Genomic DNA, 22,089 nt, shown 5'->3' with positions numbered 1-22,089 from the left:
TAGTCGCCACACGCGGGACCTGTCTGGCCACGGCCACGGCGGGCGTACTAAACTAGAACACGTTTCAATTCGGCGAGCGCCCTCAGGAGCACAGGCATGCACACTGCCATTTGCGACCAACTCGGTATCGAGTTCCCCATCTTCGCCTTTACCCACTGCCGCGATGTCGTGGTCGCGGTCAGCAAGGCCGGCGGCTTTGGCGTGCTCGGGGCCGTCGGCTTTACGCCCGAGCAGCTGGAGATCGAACTCAAGTGGATCGACGAAAACATCGGCGACCACCCCTACGGCGTCGACATCGTCATCCCCAATAAATACGAGGGCATGGACTCCCACCTGTCGGCCGAGGAACTCGCCGAGACGCTGCGCAAAATGGTGCCGCCGGAGCACCTGGACTTCGCCAAGAAGATCCTCGCCGATCACGGCGTGCCCACCGAGGACGCCGACGGCGACAGCCTGCAGCTGCTGGGCTGGACCGAAGCCACGGCGACCCCGCAGGTCGAGGTGGCGCTGCGGCATCCGAAGGTGGCGATGATCGCCAACGCACTCGGCACTCCCCCGACCGAGATGATCAAGCACATTCACGCCGAGGGCCGCAAGGTCGCCGCTCTCTGTGGATCGCCGTCGCAGGCCCGCAAGCACGCCGACGCGGGCGTCGACATCATCATCGCCCAGGGCGGCGAGGCCGGCGGCCATTGCGGCGAGGTCGGCTCGATTGTGTTGTGGCCCCAGGTCGTCAAGGAGGTGGCGCCGGTTCCGGTGCTGGCCGCCGGCGGCATCGGCAGCGGGCAGCAGATCGCCGCGGCCCTGGCGCTGGGCGCGCAGGGCGCGTGGACCGGCTCGCAGTGGCTGATGGTCGAGGAAGCGTCCAACACCCCCGTTCAACAGGCCACATACGCCAAGGCGAGCAGCCGCGACACCGTGCGCAGCCGGTCGTTCACCGGCAAGCCGGCGCGGATGCTGCGCAACGATTGGACCGAGGCCTGGGAGAACCCGGACAACCCGAAGCCGCTCGGCATGCCGCTGCAGTACATGGTGTCCGGCATCGCCGTGCGGGCCACCAACAGGTACCCGAACGAGAGCATCGACGTCGCGTTCAACCCGATCGGCCAGGTCGTCGGCCAGTTCAACAAGGTGGAGAAGACGGCCGCGGTCATCGAGCGGTGGGTGCAGGAGTATCTCGACGCCACATCCCGACTCGACGAACTCAACCAGGCCGCCACCGTCTGACGGCGGCCCGCTTACGCGTTAGTCGAGGTCTTCCAGGTCGTCCTCGTGGCGGCCCTTGATGACATCCATCGTCCTGCCGGCCGCGTGGGTGGCGATGTCGATCGAGTTCTGCACGATGCCGCTGACTCCGCCGGAGAGATCGCCACGAATGATGTCGCTGGCGTGCTCGACGATGTCGGAAGCCTTTTCGACCGCGTTGCTGGCGATGTCGCGGACCGCGTCGACTGCGTCTTTGGGGTGGATGGCCATCGAAGTCTCCTCTGGGGTTGCCCGAATCCAAACGACTCGCGTATGACTCTAGCCCCGTCAGTAGTTGACCAGCGTGCGCCAGTAGTCCTCGATATCTCGCCGCCGGACCGCAAAATCCGTGCCAGGCCGACGGCCATCGCGATGCCCAGCAACCCCAGCCACAGGCCCGCCGCCGCGATCAACCACCACAGCACCATGGTGAGCAGCGGCCAGGGCGCCAGCACAGCCAGCACCGGCGCGAAGAAGAAGCCGGCGCCGATGTACCACGCCGAGCCCGCGCGATCGGAGGCCATCACGAACCGCAGCCAGCGTGGGACCGGCGATTCGGCTGGCCGGGCGGTCATGACTCGGGCGGGAAGAACCCGGCGCCGGTGAACCATCCCTCTTGCCAACCCTGCGCCCCAAGGCACAGCATCGGCAGGCCCCTGGACGACTGGGCCGCGGACTGCGGGCCCGGGCACTTCGCGCCGGCCTGCTGGACTCCGTACAGCGGGTAGGAGATCACCCAGTAGCCAGTGGTGGCCGCCGGGAATTGGTTGGGCGGTGGGAAATGGCACGCTTCGGCCTGGCCACTGGGGCCGCGTCCGAAGATGTGGTGCTCATAGTTGTCGCACGGCGCGCCGAGCGACGCGTCATAGTTCATCCCGGGCACATCGCCTGGCCAGGGCCCGGGGTCGGCGACGGCATACGGCGCGACGGCGACTGCGGCGCCCGTGACGGCCGCGGCGGTAAGTAGTTCGCGAATCATGTTCCACCCTCGGTGTCTGTCTTCCCGGTCCCCAAAGCCCGCCGGTGACCTGCACCAAAGCATAACGATTGTCCCGTGCGCCACAAGAACGTTTTGCCGGGTTGGTCCGCCGGACGGTGAACAGGTGCCGTGAACACGTTGCAGTTCGGCTCGGACGAGTTTGCGTTGGTGCTTCCCAACCGCGGTGCGGCAATGGTTTATTTGGCACTAGAACCTGACTAGAAGAATTCGTATCGATACGTACCGAGGAGTGGGCCTCATGCCGAACCCCAATCTGCCTCCAGGGTTCGATTTCACCGACCCGGACATCCACGCCGAGCGACTGCCGGTGGAAGAGCTGGCCGAGCTGCGACGCACCGAGCCGATCTGGTGGAACGAACAACCCCTCGGGGTGGGCGGATTCGACGACGGCGGGTTCTGGGTGGTCTCCAAACACAAGGATGTCAAGGAGATCTCGCGGCGCAGCGACGTGTTCTCCAGCCTGGAGAAGACCGCGCTGCCGCGCTACAAGGACGGGACCGTCGGCGAACAGATCGAGCGGGGCAAGTTCGTCCTGCTCAACCAGGACGCCCCGCATCACACCCGGCTCCGCAAGATCATCTCCCGCGGCTTCACGCCGCGGGCCGTCGAGTGCCTGCGTGACGACCTCAACGAGCGGGCCAAGAACATCGTCGCCACCGCCGCCGCGCAAGGCTCCGGTGACTTCGTCGAGCAGGTGTCGTGTGAGCTGCCGCTGCAGGCCATCGCCGGCCTGCTGGGCGTGCCGCAGGAAGACCGGATGAAGCTGTTCCACTGGTCCAACCAGATGGTGGGCGACCAGGACCCGGAATTCGCCACCAACGACGCCATCAGCGCCTCGGTGGAACTCATCATGTACGCGATGCAGATGGCGGCCGATAGGGCGCAGAACCCCGGCGAAGACATCGTGACGAAGCTGGTCCAAGCCGACGTCGACGGTCACAAGCTGTCCGACGACGAGTTCGGGTTCTTCGTCATCCTGCTGGCCGTCGCCGGCAACGAGACGACGCGCAACTCGATCACGCAGGGCATGATGGCCTTCACCGACTTCCCCGATCAGTGGGAGCTGTACAAGCGGGAGCGCCCGGTCACCACCGCCGACGAGATCGTCCGGTGGGCCACCCCCGTCACGTCGTTCCAGCGCACCGCACTCGAGGACTACGAGCTGTCCGGTGTGCAGATCAAGAAAGGCCAGCGGGTGGTAATGGTCTACCGCTCAGCCAATTTCGACGAGGACGTATTCGACGACCCGTTCACCTTCAACATCAAGCGCGACCCCAACCCGCATGTCGGATTCGGTGGTACCGGCGCGCACTACTGCATCGGGGCCAACCTGGCGCGGATGACGATCGACCTGATGTTCAATGCGATCGCCGACGCGATGCCCGATATCGAATCGGTCGGCAGACCCGAACGGCTACGGTCGGGTTGGCTCAACGGCATCAAGCACTGGCAGGTCGACTACCACAGCAACAGCACTGCCGCGCAGTGCCCCGTAGTGCACTGACACGGCTCACGACAGGGGAACCGCATGCCCACTCACAAGGCTGTCCACATTCAGTCGGCGGGCGCGCCGTTGGAGGTCGTCGACGTCGAAACCCCGCCGCCGGCCCGGGGCGAAGCGCGCATAGCGATCAACGCGTGCGGTGTCTGCGGCACCGACGTGCACTTCGTCAACGGCGGCTTCCCTGGGATGTCCTGGCCGTTGACTCCCGGGCATGAAATCGCGGGAACCATCGCCGAACTGGGCGAAGGGGTCGAGGAGTTCGCCGTCGGCGATCGGGTTGCCGTCGGCTGGTTCGGCGGCTGCTGCTACCACTGCGATCCCTGTCGCAAGGGGATCTTCATCCACTGCGCCAACGGGAAAGTACCGAGTTGGCACTATCCCGGCGGCTACGCCGAGTCCGTCACCGTGCCTGCCAACGCGATGGCCCGGATTCCGACGGACCTTTCTTTCGCCGAGGCCGCTCCGATGGGCTGCGCCGGCGTCACGACCTACAACGCGTTGCGGCACACCAAGGCGTTGCCCGGTGATCGGGTCGCGGTCCTCGGCGTCGGCGGACTGGGCCATCTGGGCATTCAGTTCGCGCGGGCGATGGGGTTCGAGACCGTCGCGATCAATCGCGGCACCGCGAAAGCCGACGACGCTCGAAAGCTGGGCGCCCATCACTACATCGACGCCACCGCCGGCGATGTCGCCGAGGCGCTGCGCCGACTCGGCGGCGTCACCGTCGTACTGGGCACCGCCGGGAACTCGCAGGCGATGGCCGACACGGTGGGTGGGCTGCTGCCGCAAGGTGAATTGGTCACCATCGGGGTTACTCCCGAGCCGCTGCCGATCAGTCCGGTACAGCTGATCAACCCGGGGCTGAGTGTGGTTGGTCATCCCTCGGGAACCGCCAAAGATGTCGAAGAGACAATGCATTTCGCGGTCGTGTCCGGGGTGCGGGCGTGGATCGAGGAGCTGCCGCTGGCGCGCGCGGCCGACGCCTATGCGGCACTGGAGCAGGGACGTGCGCACTACCGCACCGTCCTGACCATGTGACCGAGACGTGGACCCTCGATGGATCCGAGGGTGAATTGCTCCTTCACACAGGCGTTTCCGGCAAGGCCGCACGGATGGGCCATCGTCTGACCATCGCGATGACGCGTTGGCAGGCCACGGTGGATTGGGACGACGGCCGGCCCGTCACCGCCGAGCTGGTGGTCGAGGTCGAGTCGTTCGACACGCTTCGCGGCGAGGGCGGGGTGAAGGGACTGTCCGGCGCGGAGCGGGCGATGGTGAAGTCGAACGCATTGAAGTCCTTGAGCGCCAAGCGTTATCCGCAGATCCGCTTCGCCGCCGACCGGATCGAGCGGACCGACGACGGATACCGGCTTTGTGGGAACCTGCGGATCCGCGGCAAGTCGCGGGAACACGTAGTCGAATTGCGCACAGAGGATCTCGGCGACGTATGGCGGATGTCGACCGAAACGCGGGTTCGCCAGACCGATTACGGCATCAAGCCCTACTCGATGCTGCTGGGGGCAATGCAGGTCACCGACGAGGTGACAGTGTCCTTCACTGCCGAGTTCCCGAAGGGCGGTTAACGACCGTTCGGGCCACCGGCGTCCGGCTCGGTGACCGGTTCGTCGGAGGTAAGCCGCAGCGGCGGCGCGGGGCGGGGCGCCTGCGACCCGGCTGCCGGGGGCGGGGTGACGGCCGGCGTGACGGCCTCGGCGACCTGCGGGGACGTCGTGCGCACCACGTCCTGCGAGCGTCCCCGGTCCGGGGCCAGCTGTAGGCCGATGGCCAACGACAGCGAGACGACGAAGGACAGCGTGCCCGCGGCCAGGGCGGTTGCGGCCCCGGCGTAGGACAGCCGTCGCGAACGCGCCGGGGCGGCGGCGGGTTCGTCGGTGTCGAGCACCAACTCCTCGTCGGTGAACTCGGTGCTCTGCGCGGCGGCCAGCGCCGCGCCACGCGCGATCGTCACCTGTGCCATGGATTGGCCGAAAACGGGCACCGGCAGCGCCTTTTCGAGTTGCCACGAGAATGCGTCGATGTCGCCGTCGGAGCCGACGACCACCACCCCGGCGGGGCGCCAGGCGTTGCGGTTGAACATCCCGGTCAGCCAGGACGTCAGGCCGTCCAGGCCGCCGCGCACCTGCTTGACCGCGGTCTGTGTTTCCCCGCCCTGGCTGTCGACCATGACGACGGTGGCCCATTCGTGTTCGAGGATGCACACCGCGGTCTGTTCATAGCCGACGACGGGTGCGAGCGCCCGTGCCAGCGTCTCGACGGACTCGAGCATCCGGATGGGCACCACATTGTCGAAACCGGCGTCCGTCAGCGCCTCCAACAGCAGTGCGGCCTGTGCCGAGGCATCGTCGTTCCATGTCACTCCGATGACGCGCAGCCGGTGATCACTCGCCGCCGCCGACGCATGCACCCGCAGGACCTCATCCGTCACCTGCTCCGCGGTACCGACTGCTCGCACGCCCGTGCCGCCCCGCAGTTTCAGCTCCCGGTGGTCCAGGATGGTGCCGTCGGCGCCATGCCCCTCGGCGAGGACCCACCCGACGGTTGTCGGTGTCACTGACAGTCCTAGTACCGCGTCCAAAATCTGCACCCTCAATCATCCCCGGGCCTGCTCGACGTCCCGGGCTCCCCGAGCCCACACCGGGCTCCTGGCCCTTGGCGCTGCGCACCATGAATGCGGGTCCATAAGACGGAACGGACCTCCGGCAGCGTGGTCTCCATCGGCTTGCTTCGTGAGAGCCTACGCGGTCGACGCAAATTGGGCCGCCCGGGTGCCGCGGCCCCACCGGCCGCCGACCTCCCGGCCGGCCGCCGCCTATGTCCAACGCGTCAATATTGGCGAGCGCGGCCCTGGTCGCCCGCAGACGCATTGCGCGACCCTCGGAGGCCACCGGAAAACGGGCACATGATTTTGATTAGGTCAGCTTTGTACAGTGCGCCGGACACCGTCTGTTCGGCGTGTTGTCGGCGTGTGCTACCGCCATTTTGGCTGGTCCTGTGGTTCTATATCCGCTGTGGGGCGTTGCTACGAGGTTTGCCGCGCGTATATCACAGTTGTTGTATTCGTGGGAGTAATCGATACAAAACTGAGATAGCTTCGCACCCAGATCGACATTCGGGCGATTGTCACGGTAAATTCTGCCGGGAACGCGCGACGGACAGTAAGGATAAGGGGCGCAGGTATGACAGTAGTGAGCGAGAAGGTCCGGGCCTGGGGGCGCCGGCTTTTGGTCGGTGCTGCGGCGGCGGCGACGCTGCCTGGCTTGGTCGGTCTTGCCGGCGGAGCAGCGCCCGCGGGAGCGTTCTCGCGGCCGGGTCTGCCTGTGGAGTACCTGATGGTGCCGTCGGCGGCCATGGGCCGCGAGATCAAGGTCCAGTTCCAGAGCGGCGGCAACGGTTCGCCCGCCCTCTACCTGCTGGATGGCCTGCGCGCGCAGGACGACTACAACGGCTGGGACATCAACACCCCGGCGTTCGAGTGGTACTACCAGTCGGGCATCTCGGTCGTCATGCCGGTCGGTGGACAGTCCAGCTTCTACAGCGACTGGTACAAGCCAGCCTGTGGTAAGGCCGGCTGCACCACCTACAAGTGGGAGACGTTCATTACCAGCGAGCTGCCGAGCTGGCTGTCCGCCAACCGGAGTGTCAAGCCCACCGGCAGCGCGGCCGTCGGTCTCTCGATGGCCGGTGCCTCGGCCCTGATCCTGTCCGTCTACCACCCGCAGCAGTTCATCTACGCCGGATCGATGTCGGCCCTGATGACCCCGTCGAAGTCGCAGGGCTGGATCGGCCTGGCGATGGGTGACGCCGGCGGGTACAAGAAGGAAGACATGTGGGGCCCGGAGAACGACCCCGCGTGGCAACGCAACGACCCCACGGTCCAGATTCCCGCGCTGGTGGCCAACAACACCCGCCTGTGGATCTACTGCGGCAACGGCAGCCCGAACGAGCTGGGCGGCGGCAACATCCCGGCCGAGTTCCTGGAGAACTTCGTCCGCGACAGCAACCTGAAGTTCCAGGAGCAGTACACCGCCGCGGGCGGCCACAACGCCGTGTTCAACTTCCCGCCGAACGGCACGCACAGCTGGGAGTACTGGGGTGCGCAGCTCAACGCCATGAAGGGTGACCTGCAGGGCGCGCTGGGCGCACACGCCTAACCGCACGACGCACGACAGTCCTACTGCGCCTGACGGCCCGGAGCAATCCGGCCATCAGGCGCAGTAGGCGTTTCAGGGGCCGCTACCGGGGTTTGAGCTGGTCGGTGACGTCGGTCCAGCCTGAGTGGCGGTGGTCGTTGACGTTGCGGCACTCGCCGTGGATGCGCAGGACGCCCATGGCCGGTTGGTCGTCGTTGCGGTAGACGGTCGCGGAGACCTCGTCCTTGGACAGGCTCCGGCCGAACGCGCGCGTGGCGGGCGGGGCCTCTTCGGCCCAGCCGTGAGTAACCAGCGTGGCGGCGATCGCCGGGAAGTAGACGTCAGCGGGTACGTCGGCGGGCGTCGCAAAGTCCAGATAGATCGTGCCCCGGTAGGGCGGATCGTGTTCGTTCATGCAGGACATCGGCAGATAGCCGGCCGACGTGGTCCGCAGTCCCGCGAGGTCGACGATCTGTCTGGCCGCGTCGACCACCTGGGCCTGACTCTGACCGTCGGTAAGCGGATTGGCCGGCCACTTCGGGGTGGCGGATCGCGACGGATGCAGCTCGTCCACCACGAGATACGCCGCGCCCAGCGACAACGCGACCAGAAACGCGGCGGCGATTAGCGCCCGGGCCCGCCACGAGCGCAGCCAGCCGACTCTCGGGTTCTTGGCAGTATCAATGCGCCCAGGCTAGTCGCCGATCCGGGCCATGATTGGGTGCATGAGCACCAGACGCCGTCTGCGCGCCCTCCTCACCGTCCTGGTCGGCCTGTCGCCGCTCATTGGCCCGACGCCCGCGCGGGCCGAGGGTGCCGGACCGCTGACCGGGCTGGTCGACGCGGCGGCACGCCGGCTGCAGGTCGCCGAGCCGGTGGCGGCGTTCAAGTGGCACGCCGGCCTGCCCATCGAAGATCCGGGCCGCGTGCGTCAAGAGCTCGCCAGGCTGCGGGCCGCGGCCGGCGCGCAACACCTCGACCCGGACTACGTCGCGCAGGTCTTCGGTGACCAGATCAACGGCACCGAGGCGCTGGAATACAGCCGGTTCGCGGACTGGAAGCTCGACCCCACCACCGTGCCGGCCGCGCCACCGGACCTGTCGGCGTCGCGGTCCGCGATCGATGCCCTCAACCAGGAGATGTTGCACCAGTTGACGCTCGACTGGGACGTATTGCACTCGGCGGATTGTGCCGCTCAACTCGACGCGGCGCGCGGTGATGTGATAAGAGCACACCAGCTCAACAGCCTTTTTCAGAGAATACTCTTAATGGTTTCTCATTCCTATTGTCAGGGCCCGCCGGCCTGATTTCCGGGGGTATTTTGGCCGCTGACCTGCCGATCTCGATGCCATAGATTTCTTATCTCGCGGAATATTCGGATCGGTAACACTTTAGACACGCCGGGCGAAAAACTTGACATGACCAAGTTCCGCAAGTCGCTCGCCGCGTCCGCAGTGTTCGGCGGGCTAGTCGCAGCTTCGATGACCCTGTCCACCGGTGTCGCCAGCGCCGCTCCCACGCCCAACTGGGACGCCGTTGCGCAGTGCGAGTCGGGTGGGAATTGGCACGCCAACACCGGTAACGGCGCGTACGGCGGGCTGCAGTTCAAGCCGCAGACCTGGGTCGAGCACGGCGGCGTCGGCAACCCCGCCGCCGCGTCCCGGGAGCAGCAGATCGCGGTGGCCAACCGGGTGCTGGCCGACCAGGGCCTGGACGCCTGGCCCAAGTGCGGCACCGCATCTGGCCTGCCCACAGCGGTGTGGTCGAAGCCGGGACGCGGAATCACCTCGATCATCAACCAGATCATCGCGGCGGCGACCCCGCGTCAGTAGAGACCCGCGTCGGGCCGGCAGGGAGGGCTATCACCGGGCGCCAACCTGTGTTTGGATCAGGCCATGGAAGGTTCGGCGACGGTTCACATGGCGGCGTCCGCGGACAAGATCTGGGATCTGATCGCGGATGTGCGTAACACTGGGCGCTTCTCCCCCGAAGTAATGGAGGCAGAGTGGTTGGGCGGCGCGACCGGCCCCGAACTCGGCGCCCGCTTCCGGGGGCACGTCAAGCGGAACGAGATAGGACCCGTCTACTGGACGACATGCGAGGTGACCGCCTGCGAACCCGGCCGTGAATTCGGCTTTGCGGTATTGCTGGGCGACCGCGCAGTTAATAATTGGCATTACCGCTTAGCCCCGGCCGGCGACGGCACCGAGGTGACCGAGTCATTTCGGCTGAATCCGTCGCCATTTAATTCCATCTATTGGGTATTCGGCGGATTTCTTCGTAAACGCCGCAATGTCCGCGATATGACTAAACGCTCCAGCGGATCAAAGAAGTAGTCGAAACGGCGTAAGGGGGCCAGCTCATGCCGGGCGTCGTCAAATCCGTCTTCATCACCGGGGCCGGCAGCGGCATGGGCAGGGAGGGCGCGAGACTGTTCCATGCCAAAGGCTGGCGCGTCGGCGCGGTGGACCGCAACGAGGAAGGCCTGGAATCACTGAGCGTGGAGCTCGGCGCCGGGCTGTGGACCCGAGTCGTCGACGTGACGGACAAGTCGGCCCTGGATTCCGCTCTCGCCGATTTTTGTGCCGGAAACGCGGGCGGCGGCCTCGACATGATGTGGAACAACGCCGGCATCGGCGCCAGCGGCTGGTTCGAGGACGTGCCCTACGACGACGCCATGCGGGTCGTCGACGTGAACTTCAAGGCGGTGCTGACCGGCGCCTACGGGGCACTGCCGTATCTGAAGAAGACGCCGGGCGCCCTGATGTTCTCGACGTCGTCGTCCTCGGGCACCTACGGCATGCCGCATCTGGCGGTCTATTCGGCGACCAAGCACGGGGTGAAGGGGTTGACCGAGGCCCTGAGCGTGGAATGGCGGCGGCACGGTGTGCGGGTCGCCGACGTGCTGCCCGGCCTGATCGACACCGGCATCCTGACCTCGACACCCAACCACTCCGACCCCGGTGCCCCGCAGATGTCGGCCGAGCAGCTGCGCGCCACCGCGCCCAAGAAGGGCATGTTCCGGCTGATCCCCGCCAGCGCCGTAGCCGAGGTGGCGTGGCAGGCCTACCAGCACCCGACCCGGCTGCACTGGTACGTGCCCAACAGCATTCGCTGGATTGACCGGTTCAAGGGGCTCAGCCCCGAGCTAGTGAGAAATCAAATGGCGAAGGCACTACCTCGACTGATGCCGAGACAAAGGTAGATTTTCGTAGCACACTTCGCTCACGAGCTGGCGTGGGCCGCTGCGACGGGATGGACGGGATGGAGGTGACCGGGTGACACACCGATGGGTCAAGGTGGCTGGCATTGCTTCGCTCGTCGTCGCCGGCGTCGTGGGGTGCGGAGGTACCGAGACGGTGCCCCGCGCGGCCGGACACCTGACCCTGGACGGCGCCACGCACCTCACCAGCCCACCCGCGTGCAGTCGGGTCGGCGCCGACAAAGGGCAATATCAGACCATCGACATCCGCCAGCACGAAGGCCACGTGGAAGCGGTAATGCTGATCACCGGCGATAAGGCGATCCCGAAATATGTGAAGATCCACAACGTCGACGGGTTCAACGGCAGCGCCTGGGCGGGTGGCGTGGGTGAGACCCGCGTCGACCACGCCAAGAGCACCTACACGATCACCGGCAGCGCCTACGGCATCAACAGCAAGAATCCGAACAAGGTCGTGACGACGGACTTCAAGATCGTCGCCGACTGCTAGCCCGAACGGTGAAGCGGTGAAGCAGAGATTGCACTGGCTTGCGCTGCATGGGTTTGTCCGCAGCGTCGCGAAAGTCGGTGTCCGCCAGGGTGATCTGCAGGCCAGGCTGATCGCCGATCCGCTGGTGCTCGCCGACCCGGAGGCGTTCTACGACGAGCTGCGGCCGCGCGGCCCGCTGCTGAAGAGCCGCGTCACCTACCTGGCCATCGGCGACACCCTCGCCCACGACCTGCTGCGCTCCGACGATTTCCGGGTGCTGATGGTGGGGTCGAACCTGCCCGCCCCGATGCGCTGGCTGGAGGCCCGCGCGCGCGACGATCTGCTGCATCCGCTGCGGCCGCCGTCGCTGCTGGCCGTGGAGCCGCCGGACCACACCCGCTACCGCAAGACGGTGTCGGCGGTGTTCACCAGCAGGGCGGTCGCCGCGCTGCGTGATCGCGTCGAGCTGACCGCGAGCAACCTGCTGGATCAGCTCGGGTCCGGTGGTGGCGTCGTCGACATCGTCGGGGGATATTGTTCGCAGCTCCCGGTCGCGATCATCAGCGACATCCTCGGTGTGCCCGAAAAGGATCGACCGCGCGTGCTGGAGTTCGGTGAGTTGGCCGCGCCGAGCCTGGACTTCGGCCTGCCGTGGAAGCAGTACCGCCGCGTGCAGGACGGTATCGCCGGATTCAACCAGTGGCTCGGCGAACACCTGGGGCGGCTGCGGCGCAACCCCGGCGACGACCTGATGAGCCAGTTGATCCAGCGTTCCGAGAACGGCCCCGCCGAGGCGCATCTCAGCGAACCCGAGCTGCAGGCGCTGGCCGGCCTGGTGCTGGCGGCGGGGTTCGAAACCACGGTGAACCTGCTGGGCAACGGGATTCGGATGTTGCTGGACTACCCCGAGCAGCTGGCCAAGCTGCGGCAGCGCCCCGAGCTGTGGCCCAACGCGGTGGAGGAGATCCTGCGGCGGGATTCGCCGGTCCAGCTCACCGCGCGGGTTGCGCTCAACGACGTCGAGCTGGCGGGCAGGCATCTCGAGCGCGGCGAGTTGGTGGTCGTATACCTGGCCGCGGCCAACCGGGACCCCGAGGTGTTCCCCGATCCGCACCGCTTCGACGTCGAGCGCGCCAACGCCGGCCGTCATCTGGCGTTCTCCGGCGGCCGGCACTTCTGCCTGGGCGCCGCCCTGGCCCGCGCCGAGGGTGAAGTGGGGTTGCGGACGTTCTTCGAGCGTTTCCCCGAGGTGCGGTCCGCGGGCGCGGGAAGCCGGCGTGACACCCGGGTATTGCGGGGGTGGTCGTCGCTGCCGGTGAATCTAGGGGCGAGCAGACGCAAAAGCACCCATTTCGTGCCGAACTGAGGAACCTTTGCGTCTGCTCGCGGGGGTCGAGCGGGGGTTCAGGGGCACATCCGTTGACACCCGGGTCCCGGCCGGGTGTTATTGGCAGCTATGGCACTTAAGACAGAGGGTTCTATGAATACCGTCGAGGCCGAGGCGGTACTTGGGCTGTGGCAGGCGCTGTCGCGGCGGGACTGGGATGCGGTCAAGTCGTTCCTGTCGCCGGACTGCCTCTACGTCGACATGCCGATGCCCGCGGTGTCGGCGCGCGGTCCCGAAGACATCGTCACGCGGCTCAGGCTGGGCTTGGAGCCGCTGGCCGGCTACGAGAACCACGCCGGAGTGCTGGTGTCCAACGGCCCCGACGTGATGTACGAGCATTCGGAGACCTGGACGTTCGACACCGGCGAAACGGGGCGTCTGAGGTTCGTCTCGGTCCACAAAGTTGTTGACGGCAAGATCACTGTGTGGAAGGACTATTCGGACTTCAACACCCTCTACAGCTTCGCGCCGGCGAACTACTTCGACGACCTGGCCGCCGGGGACACCAGCTGGATTTTCGACGCGTCGGGGATCGTCTGACGCCATCGTCCGCTCAGAGCGGCATGGGCGCGCAGCGCACAGGGTGACACAAGTCCATGCACGGAACCCACAACCGCGTGCCAAACTCACACTCATGCAGACGGCGCGGGCGGCCTACGAGCGCATGCGCGCCGCGCACCTGAGCGCGGTGCAGGCCGGCCTCGAGGACCACGTCGCACGCCTGGACTGGACGCGCCGGCAGATCGAGGGCTACCAGACGCATCGGCTGCGGGCGCTACTGGCCTACGCGCGGGAGCGGTCGCCGTTTCACGCCGAACGCCTGCGGGGCCTGGACCCGGCCGACGCGACGGTTGCCGACCTGGCGCGGCTGCCCGTGATGACCAAGCAGGACGCCCAGCAGCGGTGGGATGCCGTCGTCACCGCGCCCGGCCTCGACCGGGCCGGTGCGGAGCGCATACTCGTTGAGCAGCAATGGTTTTCCTACACCGCTCGCGATCAGCAGATCTTCAGCTCCGGTGGCTCCAGCGGGGTGCGCGGCGTGTACGCGTGGGATTGGGACTCGTTCGTCTCGACGGCCTGCGTGGCCTGGCGCACCCAGGTGCGTGAGGAGCGTCGCGCGTCCGGTTTCGCCGGCCCCGCCCGGCTGGCCGTGCTGGAGGCCGGTGTCCCTCCGCATGCCAGCACCCCCCTGTTCGACATGCCGACCACGGCGGACATGGAGACGGTCGTAATCCCCGCGGGCGCACCGTTCGACGACGTACTGGCCGCGGTCGCCGCCGCCGCACCCACCCACCTGGTGGGCTATCCGTCGGTGATCGGGCGGCTTGCCCGCGCCGCGCTGAGCGGTGACCTGCGCATCACGCCGGTTCGGGTGAGCACCAACTCCGAGCCGCTGCTCGACGAGGACCGCGACGCCATCGTGGCGGCCTGGGATCCCGCGCTGCACAACGTTTGGGGCTCAACGGAAATCGGCGTCCAGGCGGTGGGCTGCGGGTATGGCCAGGGCCTGCATGTGTGCGAGGACGAGGTCATCCTCGAACGGGTCGACGACGACGGGAACCCCGTCGGCCCCGACCAGCCGGCGGCGCGCACGTTGGCCACCGGCCTGGCCAACCGGACGTTTCCGTTTATCCGCTACGACCTCGGCGACCAGGTGCAGGCCTTGGGCGGACGCTGCGCCTGCGGCAGCGCCTTCGCGCGCATCGCCGACGTCGGCGGTCGCCGCGACGACGACTTCCGTTACGGCACAATCCTGGTGCCGCCGATTGCGTTTCGCCACGTGCTGGGCACCGACCCGCGGGTGTCCGAGTACCAGGTCACCCAGACCGTAACGGGCGCAGACGTTGTGGTCGTCGGGCGGCCGGATGTTGCGGCCGTGGCCGCCGCGCTGACCGCCGCGCTGCGGGCCTACGGGCTGCCCGAGCCGACGATCCAGGTCCGCGCCCTCGACAGCCTGCGGCGGCACGAGGCCAGCGGAAAGCTGCGGCGGTTCGTCCCGCTCTAACGGCGAGCAGACGCAAAAGCCCGCAGTTCGTGCCGAAATGAGGACCTTTTGCGACTGTTCGCGCAACTAAGTCTCGACGAGGCGCTTCAACGATTTCAGGGTGGCGGCGACGTTGCGGCCCACCTGACGCACCGCGATCCGGTCGGCGATATAGCCGAACAGCCCCCCGGGTGCCTGATACGACAACCGGAACGTCACTTTCGTCCGGTCCTCGCCGGCCTCGCGCAACCGGATCCGGCCGCGCAGGGTGATACCCGTGATGCCCACCCAGGCAATGTCGCGCTTCTCGTCGAATTCGACCACCTCGATCAGACCGCCCACCGGCACCGAGCCGACCTTCCAGTGCACGGTATAGCGGGCCCCGACACCGGCCGGTTGGTCGTTGGCGGTCTCCCAGCGCTCGAGGTTCGTCATGAACGACGGGTAGCGGTCCGGGTCGCTGACGACCTTCCAGACCACGTCGCGGTCCGCGTCGATCACGCACTGCCGTTCGACGCGCATCAGCCGAGCACCGGGAATCGCCGCTTGGCGGCCAGCCGGTCGACGCCCTCCTGCAGGCTGGCCATCACCTTGTCATGCACCGCCTCGTCGTCACCGTCCGCCTCGATCGGCTCCTGCACCTCGATCGCGATCTTCGACGGCAGCGGGATGTGCCCGGCCAGGTCGCTGATGTTCAGCCCCCACGGCAGCGCCAGCGAGATCGGTATGCTCTTGAGTCGCAGCAACTTATCCGCCATCAGCAGCTTGGCCAGCCATTGCCCGCGGTTGAGGAACAGCGCGCTCTCCTGGCCGCCGACGCTGGCGACGGGGACGATCGGCACGCCCGCATCACGGGCCAGTCGCACGTAGCCCATCCGTCCACCGAAGTCCACCTTGTGGCGCTCCCACGAGGGCCGGAACACCTCGTAGTCACCGCCCGGATAGACCAGCAGCGCGGCCCCGGATTCCAATGCGAGCCGGGCATTTTCGTGGTTGGCGGCCACGGTGCCGAATTTGCGGAGCCAACCCAGCGGCGGCGCCGAGACCACGAGGTTGTGGGCCAATTGATAGAAGGGACGCTCCACGCCGAAATAGGAGCAGAAGGCCAGCGTGAAGACGAACGTATCGGGAGGCACGTTGCCGCCGCTGTGGTTGCCGACGAGCAGCACGGGCCCCTCGGCAGGAATGCGGTCCAGCCCGGTCACGTCCGCGCGAAAATACAGCGACGCCAGCAGCCAGGTGCCGGGCAGCTGGTCGCGGATGTAGTCGGGGTCGCGCTGGTCGAGGTCGGCTTTGGGGACCCGGGATGACACTTGCTTGCGCGTCCAATCCAAGACATCGCCCACGGCGCTCATAATCGCCCTCATACCCGCCGTCGCCCAAGGTCAAACGCCGTATATCCGCGCGGCGTTGGCGTGCGCAATCAGGTCGACCACCCGCATCGCGTCCGCCTCGCTCCAGTCGCCGTCCTCCACGAACCCGCTCAGCACCCGGTGAATACCGTTGCGCCACAGAGCCGCACCCAGATAATGCAGTTCCGCGGGGCCGTAGCCGTCCGAGGAGTAGACGATCTTTGCGAACGGCGAGAGCTCCAGCAGTCGGGCGACGAACGCCGGAGCGCGGGCGCCCAGATAGTTCACGCTGAGCCCGCCGTCCAGGTAGACGTTGTTGAAGGCCTGCGCCAGGTAGCCCGCCTCGCGTTCGTACGGATAGCAGTGCAGCAGCACGATCGGGGTATCGCCGGACTGCCGCAGAAAGTCGAGCAGATACAGCGGGTTGGTCTTGTGCAGGTCGCAGTCCCGGTCGCCGAGGCCGACGTGAAATTGCAGCGGCTTGCCCAGCCGCAACGCCCGGTGCAGTCCGAACCGCAGCAACACCCGGTCGCACAACCGGACGCCGCCTTCGTCGCGCCACCGGGCCGCGGCGTCGGCGACCTGCGCCGCGGACGGCTCGCTCAGGTCGCCGTCGAAGCCCCCGCGGTAGGCCAGGACGGACTTGGTGCCGACGGCGCCCGCCGCGCGCCGGCGCAGGATTTCGTCGAACGCCGACGCGTAGTCGCCGGGGGCGGCCGCGGCCTGCTCGGCCACCTGCTCGAGGCGGACCACCTCGTGGGCGCGACCCCCGGACAGCTCCGCCAATTCGCCGAGGCCCGCGGTGTCGGTGCCGATTCCGGTGTCCACCAGCCAGTCCGTCACACCGGCGGCCGACAGGAACAGGCGGGCCAGTTCGGCTTCGCCGAGGCTGCTGCGGTGCTCCCAATACGCCTGCGGCTCACTATGTCTCGGCAGGCCCAGCAGCGGGGCGCAGTGGGTGCGGACGGCGAACCCGAGTTGCGAGTCGAAGCCGGAGTGGGTGATCGGCTCGGTGTTGGCCTCGTTGAGGGCGTTCTCGAACCGCGACCGGTCCCCCGCCGTCAACCAGCAGCCATGCACATGCTGGTCGATCAGGGCGACGTCGGCGATGTGCCCCGCCAGGTCGCTCACAGACTCCACGCCATCCGGAACTTGTCCGCCAGCGACTCGGGGCGCAGCTTCGCGTAGCGGTCGTGTTCCATTCGCCGCACCGCCACCACCATGTCGACGACGGCGTCGCCGAGTATCCCCCGCACCAGCCGCGAACCATCCAGCGCGGCAAGGGCTTCGGCTTGGGCTTCGGGCAGCCGCAGGATGCCGGCGCGGCGCCGGTCCGAGTCGGAGAGCTTGGCCGGATCCGTCGTCGTCTCCGGCGGTAGTTCGGAATTGCCGCGGATCCCGTCCAGCGCCAGCCCGAGGATCACCGCCGACGCCAGGTACGGATTCGCCGACGGGTCGACGACCTTCACTTCCACGTTGCCCCCGTGCGGGTTGCCGGGTCCGCCCTTGACGAACCGCACGGCAGCTTCCCGGTTCTCGGTTCCCCAGCACACGTAGGCGCCCGCCCAGTTGCCCGGACGCAGCCGCAGTCCGGACACGATCGACCCGCACAGGATGCCCTGCGCCTCGCGCAGCCCGCGCAGCACGCCCATCACCGCGCTCTCCCCTTGCGGGGTCATGCCGTTCGCGCCGGTGCCGTCGGAAAAGAGCGGCCCGTCCGACGTGCGCAGCGAGAAGTGCTGGTGGGCACCGGATCCGACGCTGCCGGCGAAGGGCGCCGGCGACAGGCTGATCCGCAGCCCGTGCCGGCGGGCGGCGCGACCGAGGATGAGCCGGGTCAGCACCAGCTGGTCGGCGGCGGCCACGGGCGCCAGCGGCGCCAACGAGATCTCGAACTGGTTGGGCCCGTATTCGGCGTGGAACTGCTCGATACCTACACCGGCCGCGGTGGCCGCGATGTTGACGTCGCGGACGAAGTCCTCGTACTCGAGCACCCCGGCGAGGCCGTATTGCGCCCACAGCGTCGACGGCAGCCGCCCCCCGTCCGCATCGACCAGCAGGAACTCGATCTCGTGGCCGACCGCCGCCTCGACACCGGCGTCGGCGAGCGCGGCCTGGACCCGCTGCAGCGTGCCCCGGGTGCAGGCCGGCACGGGCGCGCCGTCCTGCTCGAAGAACGCGCCCGGAGCCCAGGCCAGGCCGTCGCCGACGATGCGCAGCGCAGAGAGGTCGATGCGGACACGCTGGTCGCCGACGACGCCGACGTCTCGGGTGAACGCGATGCCGGTCTGGTCGATGGCGAAGGCGTGCCACGACGGGCTGGCCCCGAGGCCGGGGTCGGCAAACGTATTGGTCCGGCGGATTGGCACCGTCTTGGCCTGGGTGAGCCCGGCCGGGTTCACCACGGTGCCGATGACGGTGTCGACGCCCTCGGCCTCCAGTTGGGCGATCGCCGCCGCGGCGAGGGGCGTCGCGGTCATGAGCGCTCGATCAGGCGCGGCTGGGCAGCGTCAGCTTGCAGGTCTGCCCGATATCGAGAGTCCGCAGCATGCGCCCCATGCCGACCCATAGCGCGCAGGACATCGCGAGGTCCGCAAGCAGCTCCTCGGAGAAATGCTCGCCCGCCCGGCTCCAGAAGTCCTCGTCGTCGCGCAGCTTGGTGTGCTCGGTCGCGAATCGGTGCGCGAACTCGGCCGCCAGGCGCTCCTGCTCGCTGTACCCCGGCCAGGTGCGCCACTCGGTGGCGTGCTCGTAGAGCTCTTCGTCGACACCGGCGGCCGGGCCGTCGGCGTCGCGGGTGTTGGCGCACACGACGCATTCGTTGGCGTCGGCGATCACCGCCCGGGCGAGTTCGCGAGTGCGCATCGGCAGCCGGTTCTTGGTGTAGACCGCCTGGCTGAACTTGGCGATCGCGCCGCCGAGATCCGGGGACACGGTGGCCCAGCTGTAGATGTCGTCGTCGGCGAACTGTCCGATTCGGCTCATGGCGTGATGGTACGCCCGGGCCGTCGCAACGCGACCGTCGGCGCCTCGTCGTTCCAATCGCGTTGGGCCAGAACCCGATGCGCGACGCGCTGCAGAGCGGCCTCGACCTCGCCGCGGTCCGGACGGCCGGCAAAGCCGGGTGAGCGGGACAGCTTGTCGACGATCCAGGCCAACAGCAGCGAGTGCACGTAGGCGACCTGCTGGGTCCCGGCGGGGGTCAGCCACATCCGGTCGCCATCGCGCTGCACGTAGCCAGTGGCGACCAGGCGGGCGAACGTCGGTTCCAGCACCTCGAACGGCAGCCGCTGGTATTCGGCGATGTCGGTCAGCCGCGCCGTCCCGTACATCTGCGCGTAGCGGTAGGTGCGCATCACGCCCCACAGCCCGGCCACGTCGAGGCGGCAGTCGGGCCGCATCGCGATGCTGCGCAGCCGCACCCCCGGCTCGCCGCGCAGCATGCGGGCTATCGCGTTCTCCAGCATCCGTTCCGGCGTCTCGGGGTTGGGCATGCCGAACCCGTCGCCGAGATCGACGGCGCTGTTGTGGATGTCGCGCAGCGGCACCTCGCGCAGGAACAGCGCCAGCACGAACCCGACGGCGGCAACCGGGGCCGCGCACAGGAACACCAGGGTCAGCGACTCGGAATAGGCCGCCACGATCGGCGCGGCCACGGCATGCGGCTGCCGGTGCAGCACCGCCGGAGAGCTGACGGCGTCCGCTCGTGCCCCGCTTGCCGCAATTGCCGCGCCCATCCGGCGGTTGAGGAAGTTGACGAACAGCGAGCCGAATATCGCGGCGCCGAACGAGCTGCCGATGGTGCGAAAGAACGTCACGCCCGACGTGGCCACGCCGAGGTCTTCGAAGTTCGAGGTGTTCTGCACGATCAGCACCAGCACCTGCATGGACAGCCCGATGCCGGCGCCCAGGATGAACAGGTAGACCGATTGCACCAGGGCCGGTGTCGACACCTCCATCCGCGACATCAGCAGGAACGCGACGGCCATCAGCGCGGTGCCGGTCACCGGAAAGACCTTGTAGCGCCCCGTCCGTCCGACCAGGGTGCCGCTGCCCGTCGAGGTGATCAGCATGCCGACCACCATCGGCAGCGTGCGCAGGCCCGACGTGGTAGCCGAGACACCGTTGACGTATTGCATGTAGGTGGGCAGGAACGTCATCGCGCCCAGCATTGCGAACCCGACCACGAAGGCCAGCACGCAGCAGACGGTGAACACCGGACTGCGGAACAGCCGTATCGGCAGGATCGGTTCGGGCGCGCGGTTTTCCGCCCAGACGAACGCGGCCAGCGCCACCGCGGCGCCGGCGAATAGCCCGATAATCATCGGCGAGGTCCATGGGTAGCGCGTGCCGCCCCAGCTGGTGGCCAGCGTCAGGCCGGTGGCACCCAGCCCGACGAGCGCGATGCCGGGGTAGTCGATCACGGGCTTGGCGGACGAGTCCCTCTCGGCGATGACCGGGAGGGCCACCGTCGCCACCATAATGACCACGACCGAGACCGGCACGTTGATCCAGAACGCCCACCGCCAGGTCAGGTAGTCGGTGAAGTACCCGCCCAGCAGCGGGCCGATGACGGTGGTGACGCCGAAAACCGCGCCGAGGATGCCCTGGTAGCGCCCCCGCTCCCGCAGCGGCACCACCTCGCCGATCAGCGCGCTCGCGGTGACGGTGATCGCGCCGCCGCCGATGCCCTGCAACGCGCGCGCCCCGACCAGCATGGTCATCGACTGCGCGAGCCCGCACAATACCGACCCGATGACGAAGCAGACGACCGCGACCTGGAACACCCGCTTGCGCCCGAACAGGTCGCCCAGCTTGCCCACCAGCGCGGTGACGACCGTAGAGGCCAGCAGGTAGCTGGTCACCACCCAGGATTGGTGGCCGGCATCGCCGAGGTCGGCGACGATGGTCGGCAGCGCGGTCGCGACGATCGTCTGGTCCAGCGCCGCAAGCAGCATGCCCAGCGCGATCGCCAGGAAGATGAAGTTGCGGCGCTGTGGGCTGATCAGCGTCGCATTGCCGGAGTCCGCGGCGGTGACCTGGCCGCCTCGTGTGCCCGTCAGCTCGGCGGACGCGAGACGCACTGCGCCGAGTACAGCGCCTCGCCCAGCTTGTCCATCAACTCCAGCTGCGTCTCCAGGTAGTCGACGTGGAGTTCCTCGTCGGCGACGATCTTTTCCAGCAGGGTGGCGCTGGTGCTGTCCTGCTTCTCGCGGCACATGATGATGCCGGGCCGCAGCCGGTTCAGCACGTCGTATTCGATCGCCAGGTCGGCCTCGAACTGTTCGCGCAGGGTCTGCCCGACGCGCAGTGACCCGATGCGCTGGTAGTTCGGCAGGCCGTCGAGCAGCAGGATGCGATCGGTGATCGCCTCGGCGTGCCGCATTTCGTCGAAGGACTCCGCGCGGGTGTGCTCCGCCAACTCGGTGAAACCCCAGTTGTCTTGCATCTTGGAGTGCAGGAAGTACTGGTTGATGGCGGTCAATTCGCTGGTCAATTGCTCGTTGAGCAGGCGCAGAACATCCGGATCACCTTGCATGTCCACTCCTCGGCTGTGGGGGCGTAGTTGTGCTGCGGCAGGTGGGCTGGGCTGGAGCACCACCGCGCCGGTCGGGCTGCAACCGACGTGCCGGGTTCAAATCTAGTCCAGTGGGAGTCGGCCGGCGCGATGATTCCTGTCCGGTCGGCGCGTCACGGACCGGCAAAGTTTCGGGCGCGGGTCGTTACTTAGGTTAGACTCCACTAATCTACTTAGGTTAGACTCCACTAACATG

At 67.6% G+C, this 22,089-nt stretch carries 22 protein-coding genes and 3 pseudogenes; 13 read left to right on the top strand and 12 right to left on the bottom strand.

What is annotated here, in order from left to right; genetic code table 11:
- The first annotated feature begins 96 nt into the window (after window positions 1–96).
- Complete coding sequence (locus AC5Y5V_RS14575; protein WP_499936199.1) at window positions 97–1,227, top strand: nitronate monooxygenase; 1,131 nt, start codon at window positions 97–99, stop codon at window positions 1,225–1,227.
- Between the two features lie 18 nt (window positions 1,228–1,245).
- On the opposite strand, the gene AC5Y5V_RS14570 is transcribed toward AC5Y5V_RS14575, so the two are convergent.
- From AC5Y5V_RS14570 to AC5Y5V_RS14560, 3 genes and pseudogenes are all read right to left on the bottom strand, one after another.
- Entirely contained in the window at window positions 1,246–1,476 is a 231-nt protein-coding gene (locus tag AC5Y5V_RS14570) for an Rv1893 family protein (RefSeq protein ID WP_499936194.1), read from the bottom strand.
- A gap of 57 nt (window positions 1,477–1,533) precedes the next feature.
- Window positions 1,534–1,820: pseudogene (locus tag AC5Y5V_RS14565) on the bottom strand (hypothetical protein).
- Window positions 1,817–2,224, bottom strand: coding sequence for a hypothetical protein (locus AC5Y5V_RS14560; RefSeq protein ID WP_499936192.1), 408 nt, complete (start codon window positions 2,222–2,224; stop codon window positions 1,817–1,819). Before AC5Y5V_RS14560 ends, AC5Y5V_RS14565 begins: the two are co-directional and overlap by 4 nt.
- Before the next feature lie 259 nt (window positions 2,225–2,483).
- On the opposite strand from AC5Y5V_RS14560, the gene AC5Y5V_RS14555 reads away from it, so the two are divergent.
- The 3 genes from AC5Y5V_RS14555 to AC5Y5V_RS14545 are packed head-to-tail and all read left to right on the top strand — an operon-like array spanning window position 2,484 to window position 5,332.
- A complete protein-coding gene (locus AC5Y5V_RS14555) occupies window positions 2,484–3,749 on the top strand; it encodes a cytochrome P450 (protein WP_499936190.1) in 1,266 nt (421 codons plus the stop codon).
- Window positions 3,750–3,773: 24 nt separating this feature from the next.
- Window positions 3,774–4,787, top strand: coding sequence for an alcohol dehydrogenase catalytic domain-containing protein (locus AC5Y5V_RS14550; RefSeq protein ID WP_499936188.1), 1,014 nt, complete (start codon window positions 3,774–3,776; stop codon window positions 4,785–4,787).
- Complete coding sequence (locus tag AC5Y5V_RS14545; protein WP_499936186.1) at window positions 4,784–5,332, top strand: YceI family protein; 549 nt, start codon at window positions 4,784–4,786, stop codon at window positions 5,330–5,332. Before AC5Y5V_RS14550 ends, AC5Y5V_RS14545 begins: the two co-directional genes overlap by 4 nt.
- A gap of 20 nt (window positions 5,333–5,352) precedes the next feature.
- Here AC5Y5V_RS14545 and AC5Y5V_RS14540 read toward each other — a convergent pair.
- Window positions 5,353–6,345 (bottom strand): annotated as a pseudogene (locus AC5Y5V_RS14540) (DUF7159 family protein); the annotation flags it as partial.
- Window positions 6,346–6,946: 601 nt separating this feature from the next.
- Here AC5Y5V_RS14540 and ag85B point away from each other — a divergent pair.
- Complete coding sequence (ag85B, locus tag AC5Y5V_RS14535) at window positions 6,947–7,921, top strand: diacylglycerol acyltransferase/mycolyltransferase Ag85B (protein WP_499936183.1); 975 nt, start codon at window positions 6,947–6,949, stop codon at window positions 7,919–7,921.
- 82 nt (window positions 7,922–8,003) lie between these two features.
- Here the strand turns inward: ag85B and AC5Y5V_RS14530 are convergent, their stop codons facing one another.
- Entirely contained in the window at window positions 8,004–8,552 is a 549-nt protein-coding gene (locus AC5Y5V_RS14530; RefSeq protein WP_499936441.1) for a lipoprotein LppJ family protein, read from the bottom strand.
- Between the two features lie 73 nt (window positions 8,553–8,625).
- On the opposite strand from AC5Y5V_RS14530, the gene AC5Y5V_RS14525 reads away from it, so the two are divergent.
- The 8 genes and pseudogenes from AC5Y5V_RS14525 to AC5Y5V_RS14490 all read left to right on the top strand — a co-directional run bounded on the left by AC5Y5V_RS14525 (window position 8,626) and on the right by AC5Y5V_RS14490 (window position 14,984).
- The gene (locus AC5Y5V_RS14525) at window positions 8,626–9,207 is read left to right on the top strand and encodes a chorismate mutase (protein WP_499936181.1); all 582 of its coding nucleotides are present in this window, start codon (window positions 8,626–8,628) and stop codon (window positions 9,205–9,207) included.
- A 111-nt stretch (window positions 9,208–9,318) separates the two neighbouring features.
- Window positions 9,319–9,732: a resuscitation-promoting factor RpfC gene (gene rpfC / locus AC5Y5V_RS14520; protein WP_499936179.1), complete on the top strand. Its 414-nt coding sequence runs from the start codon at window positions 9,319–9,321 to the stop codon at window positions 9,730–9,732.
- 45 nt (window positions 9,733–9,777) lie between these two features.
- Window positions 9,778–10,250 (top strand): annotated as a pseudogene (locus AC5Y5V_RS14515) (SRPBCC family protein).
- A 12-nt stretch (window positions 10,251–10,262) separates the two neighbouring features.
- Window positions 10,263–11,105 (top strand): SDR family oxidoreductase, encoded by an 843-nt coding sequence (locus tag AC5Y5V_RS14510; RefSeq protein ID WP_499936177.1) that lies wholly within the window; start codon window positions 10,263–10,265, stop codon window positions 11,103–11,105.
- A gap of 73 nt (window positions 11,106–11,178) precedes the next feature.
- On the top strand, window positions 11,179–11,613 hold the full coding sequence (locus tag AC5Y5V_RS14505; RefSeq protein WP_499936175.1) for a lipoprotein LpqH: 435 nt from the start codon (window positions 11,179–11,181) through the stop codon (window positions 11,611–11,613).
- 16 nt (window positions 11,614–11,629) lie between these two features.
- Window positions 11,630–12,958 (top strand): cytochrome P450, encoded by a 1,329-nt coding sequence (locus AC5Y5V_RS14500; RefSeq protein ID WP_499936173.1) that lies wholly within the window; start codon window positions 11,630–11,632, stop codon window positions 12,956–12,958.
- Between the two features lie 114 nt (window positions 12,959–13,072).
- On the top strand, window positions 13,073–13,519 hold the full coding sequence (locus tag AC5Y5V_RS14495) for a nuclear transport factor 2 family protein (protein WP_499936171.1): 447 nt from the start codon (window positions 13,073–13,075) through the stop codon (window positions 13,517–13,519).
- A 94-nt stretch (window positions 13,520–13,613) separates the two neighbouring features.
- A complete protein-coding gene (locus tag AC5Y5V_RS14490; RefSeq protein WP_499936169.1) occupies window positions 13,614–14,984 on the top strand; it encodes a phenylacetate--CoA ligase family protein in 1,371 nt (456 codons plus the stop codon).
- Window positions 14,985–15,050: 66 nt separating this feature from the next.
- Here AC5Y5V_RS14490 and AC5Y5V_RS14485 read toward each other — a convergent pair whose 3' ends face one another.
- The 7 genes from AC5Y5V_RS14485 to bfr are packed head-to-tail and all read right to left on the bottom strand — an operon-like array spanning window position 15,051 to window position 21,854.
- A complete protein-coding gene (locus AC5Y5V_RS14485) occupies window positions 15,051–15,485 on the bottom strand; it encodes an SRPBCC family protein (protein ID WP_499936167.1) in 435 nt (144 codons plus the stop codon).
- The gene (locus AC5Y5V_RS14480; protein WP_499936165.1) at window positions 15,485–16,318 is read right to left on the bottom strand and encodes a lysophospholipid acyltransferase family protein; all 834 of its coding nucleotides are present in this window, start codon (window positions 16,316–16,318) and stop codon (window positions 15,485–15,487) included. Before AC5Y5V_RS14480 ends, AC5Y5V_RS14485 begins: the two co-directional genes overlap by 1 nt.
- Window positions 16,319–16,348: 30 nt before the next feature.
- On the bottom strand, window positions 16,349–17,455 hold the full coding sequence (locus tag AC5Y5V_RS14475; RefSeq protein ID WP_499936163.1) for an amidohydrolase family protein: 1,107 nt from the start codon (window positions 17,453–17,455) through the stop codon (window positions 16,349–16,351).
- Entirely contained in the window at window positions 17,443–18,795 is a 1,353-nt protein-coding gene (locus AC5Y5V_RS14470) for a type I glutamate--ammonia ligase (protein ID WP_499936160.1), read from the bottom strand. Before AC5Y5V_RS14470 ends, AC5Y5V_RS14475 begins: the two co-directional genes overlap by 13 nt.
- Before the next feature lie 10 nt (window positions 18,796–18,805).
- Window positions 18,806–19,300 carry a carboxymuconolactone decarboxylase family protein gene (locus AC5Y5V_RS14465; RefSeq protein WP_499936157.1) on the bottom strand — a complete coding sequence of 165 codons (495 nt, stop codon included), beginning with the start codon at window positions 19,298–19,300 and terminating at the stop codon, window positions 18,806–18,808.
- Window positions 19,297–21,378 (bottom strand): MDR family MFS transporter, encoded by a 2,082-nt coding sequence (locus tag AC5Y5V_RS14460; protein WP_499936439.1) that lies wholly within the window; start codon window positions 21,376–21,378, stop codon window positions 19,297–19,299. Before AC5Y5V_RS14460 ends, AC5Y5V_RS14465 begins: the two co-directional genes overlap by 4 nt.
- Window positions 21,375–21,854, bottom strand: a complete 480-nt coding sequence (bfr, locus tag AC5Y5V_RS14455; protein ID WP_499936153.1) for a bacterioferritin — start codon at window positions 21,852–21,854, stop codon at window positions 21,375–21,377. The genes AC5Y5V_RS14460 and bfr overlap by 4 nt, the downstream gene beginning before the upstream one ends.
- Between the last annotated feature and the right edge of the window lie 235 nt (window positions 21,855–22,089).

Source organism: Mycobacterium sp. NGS68 (assembly GCF_059812195.1).
This window is presented reverse-complemented; position numbering and strand designations above follow the sequence as displayed.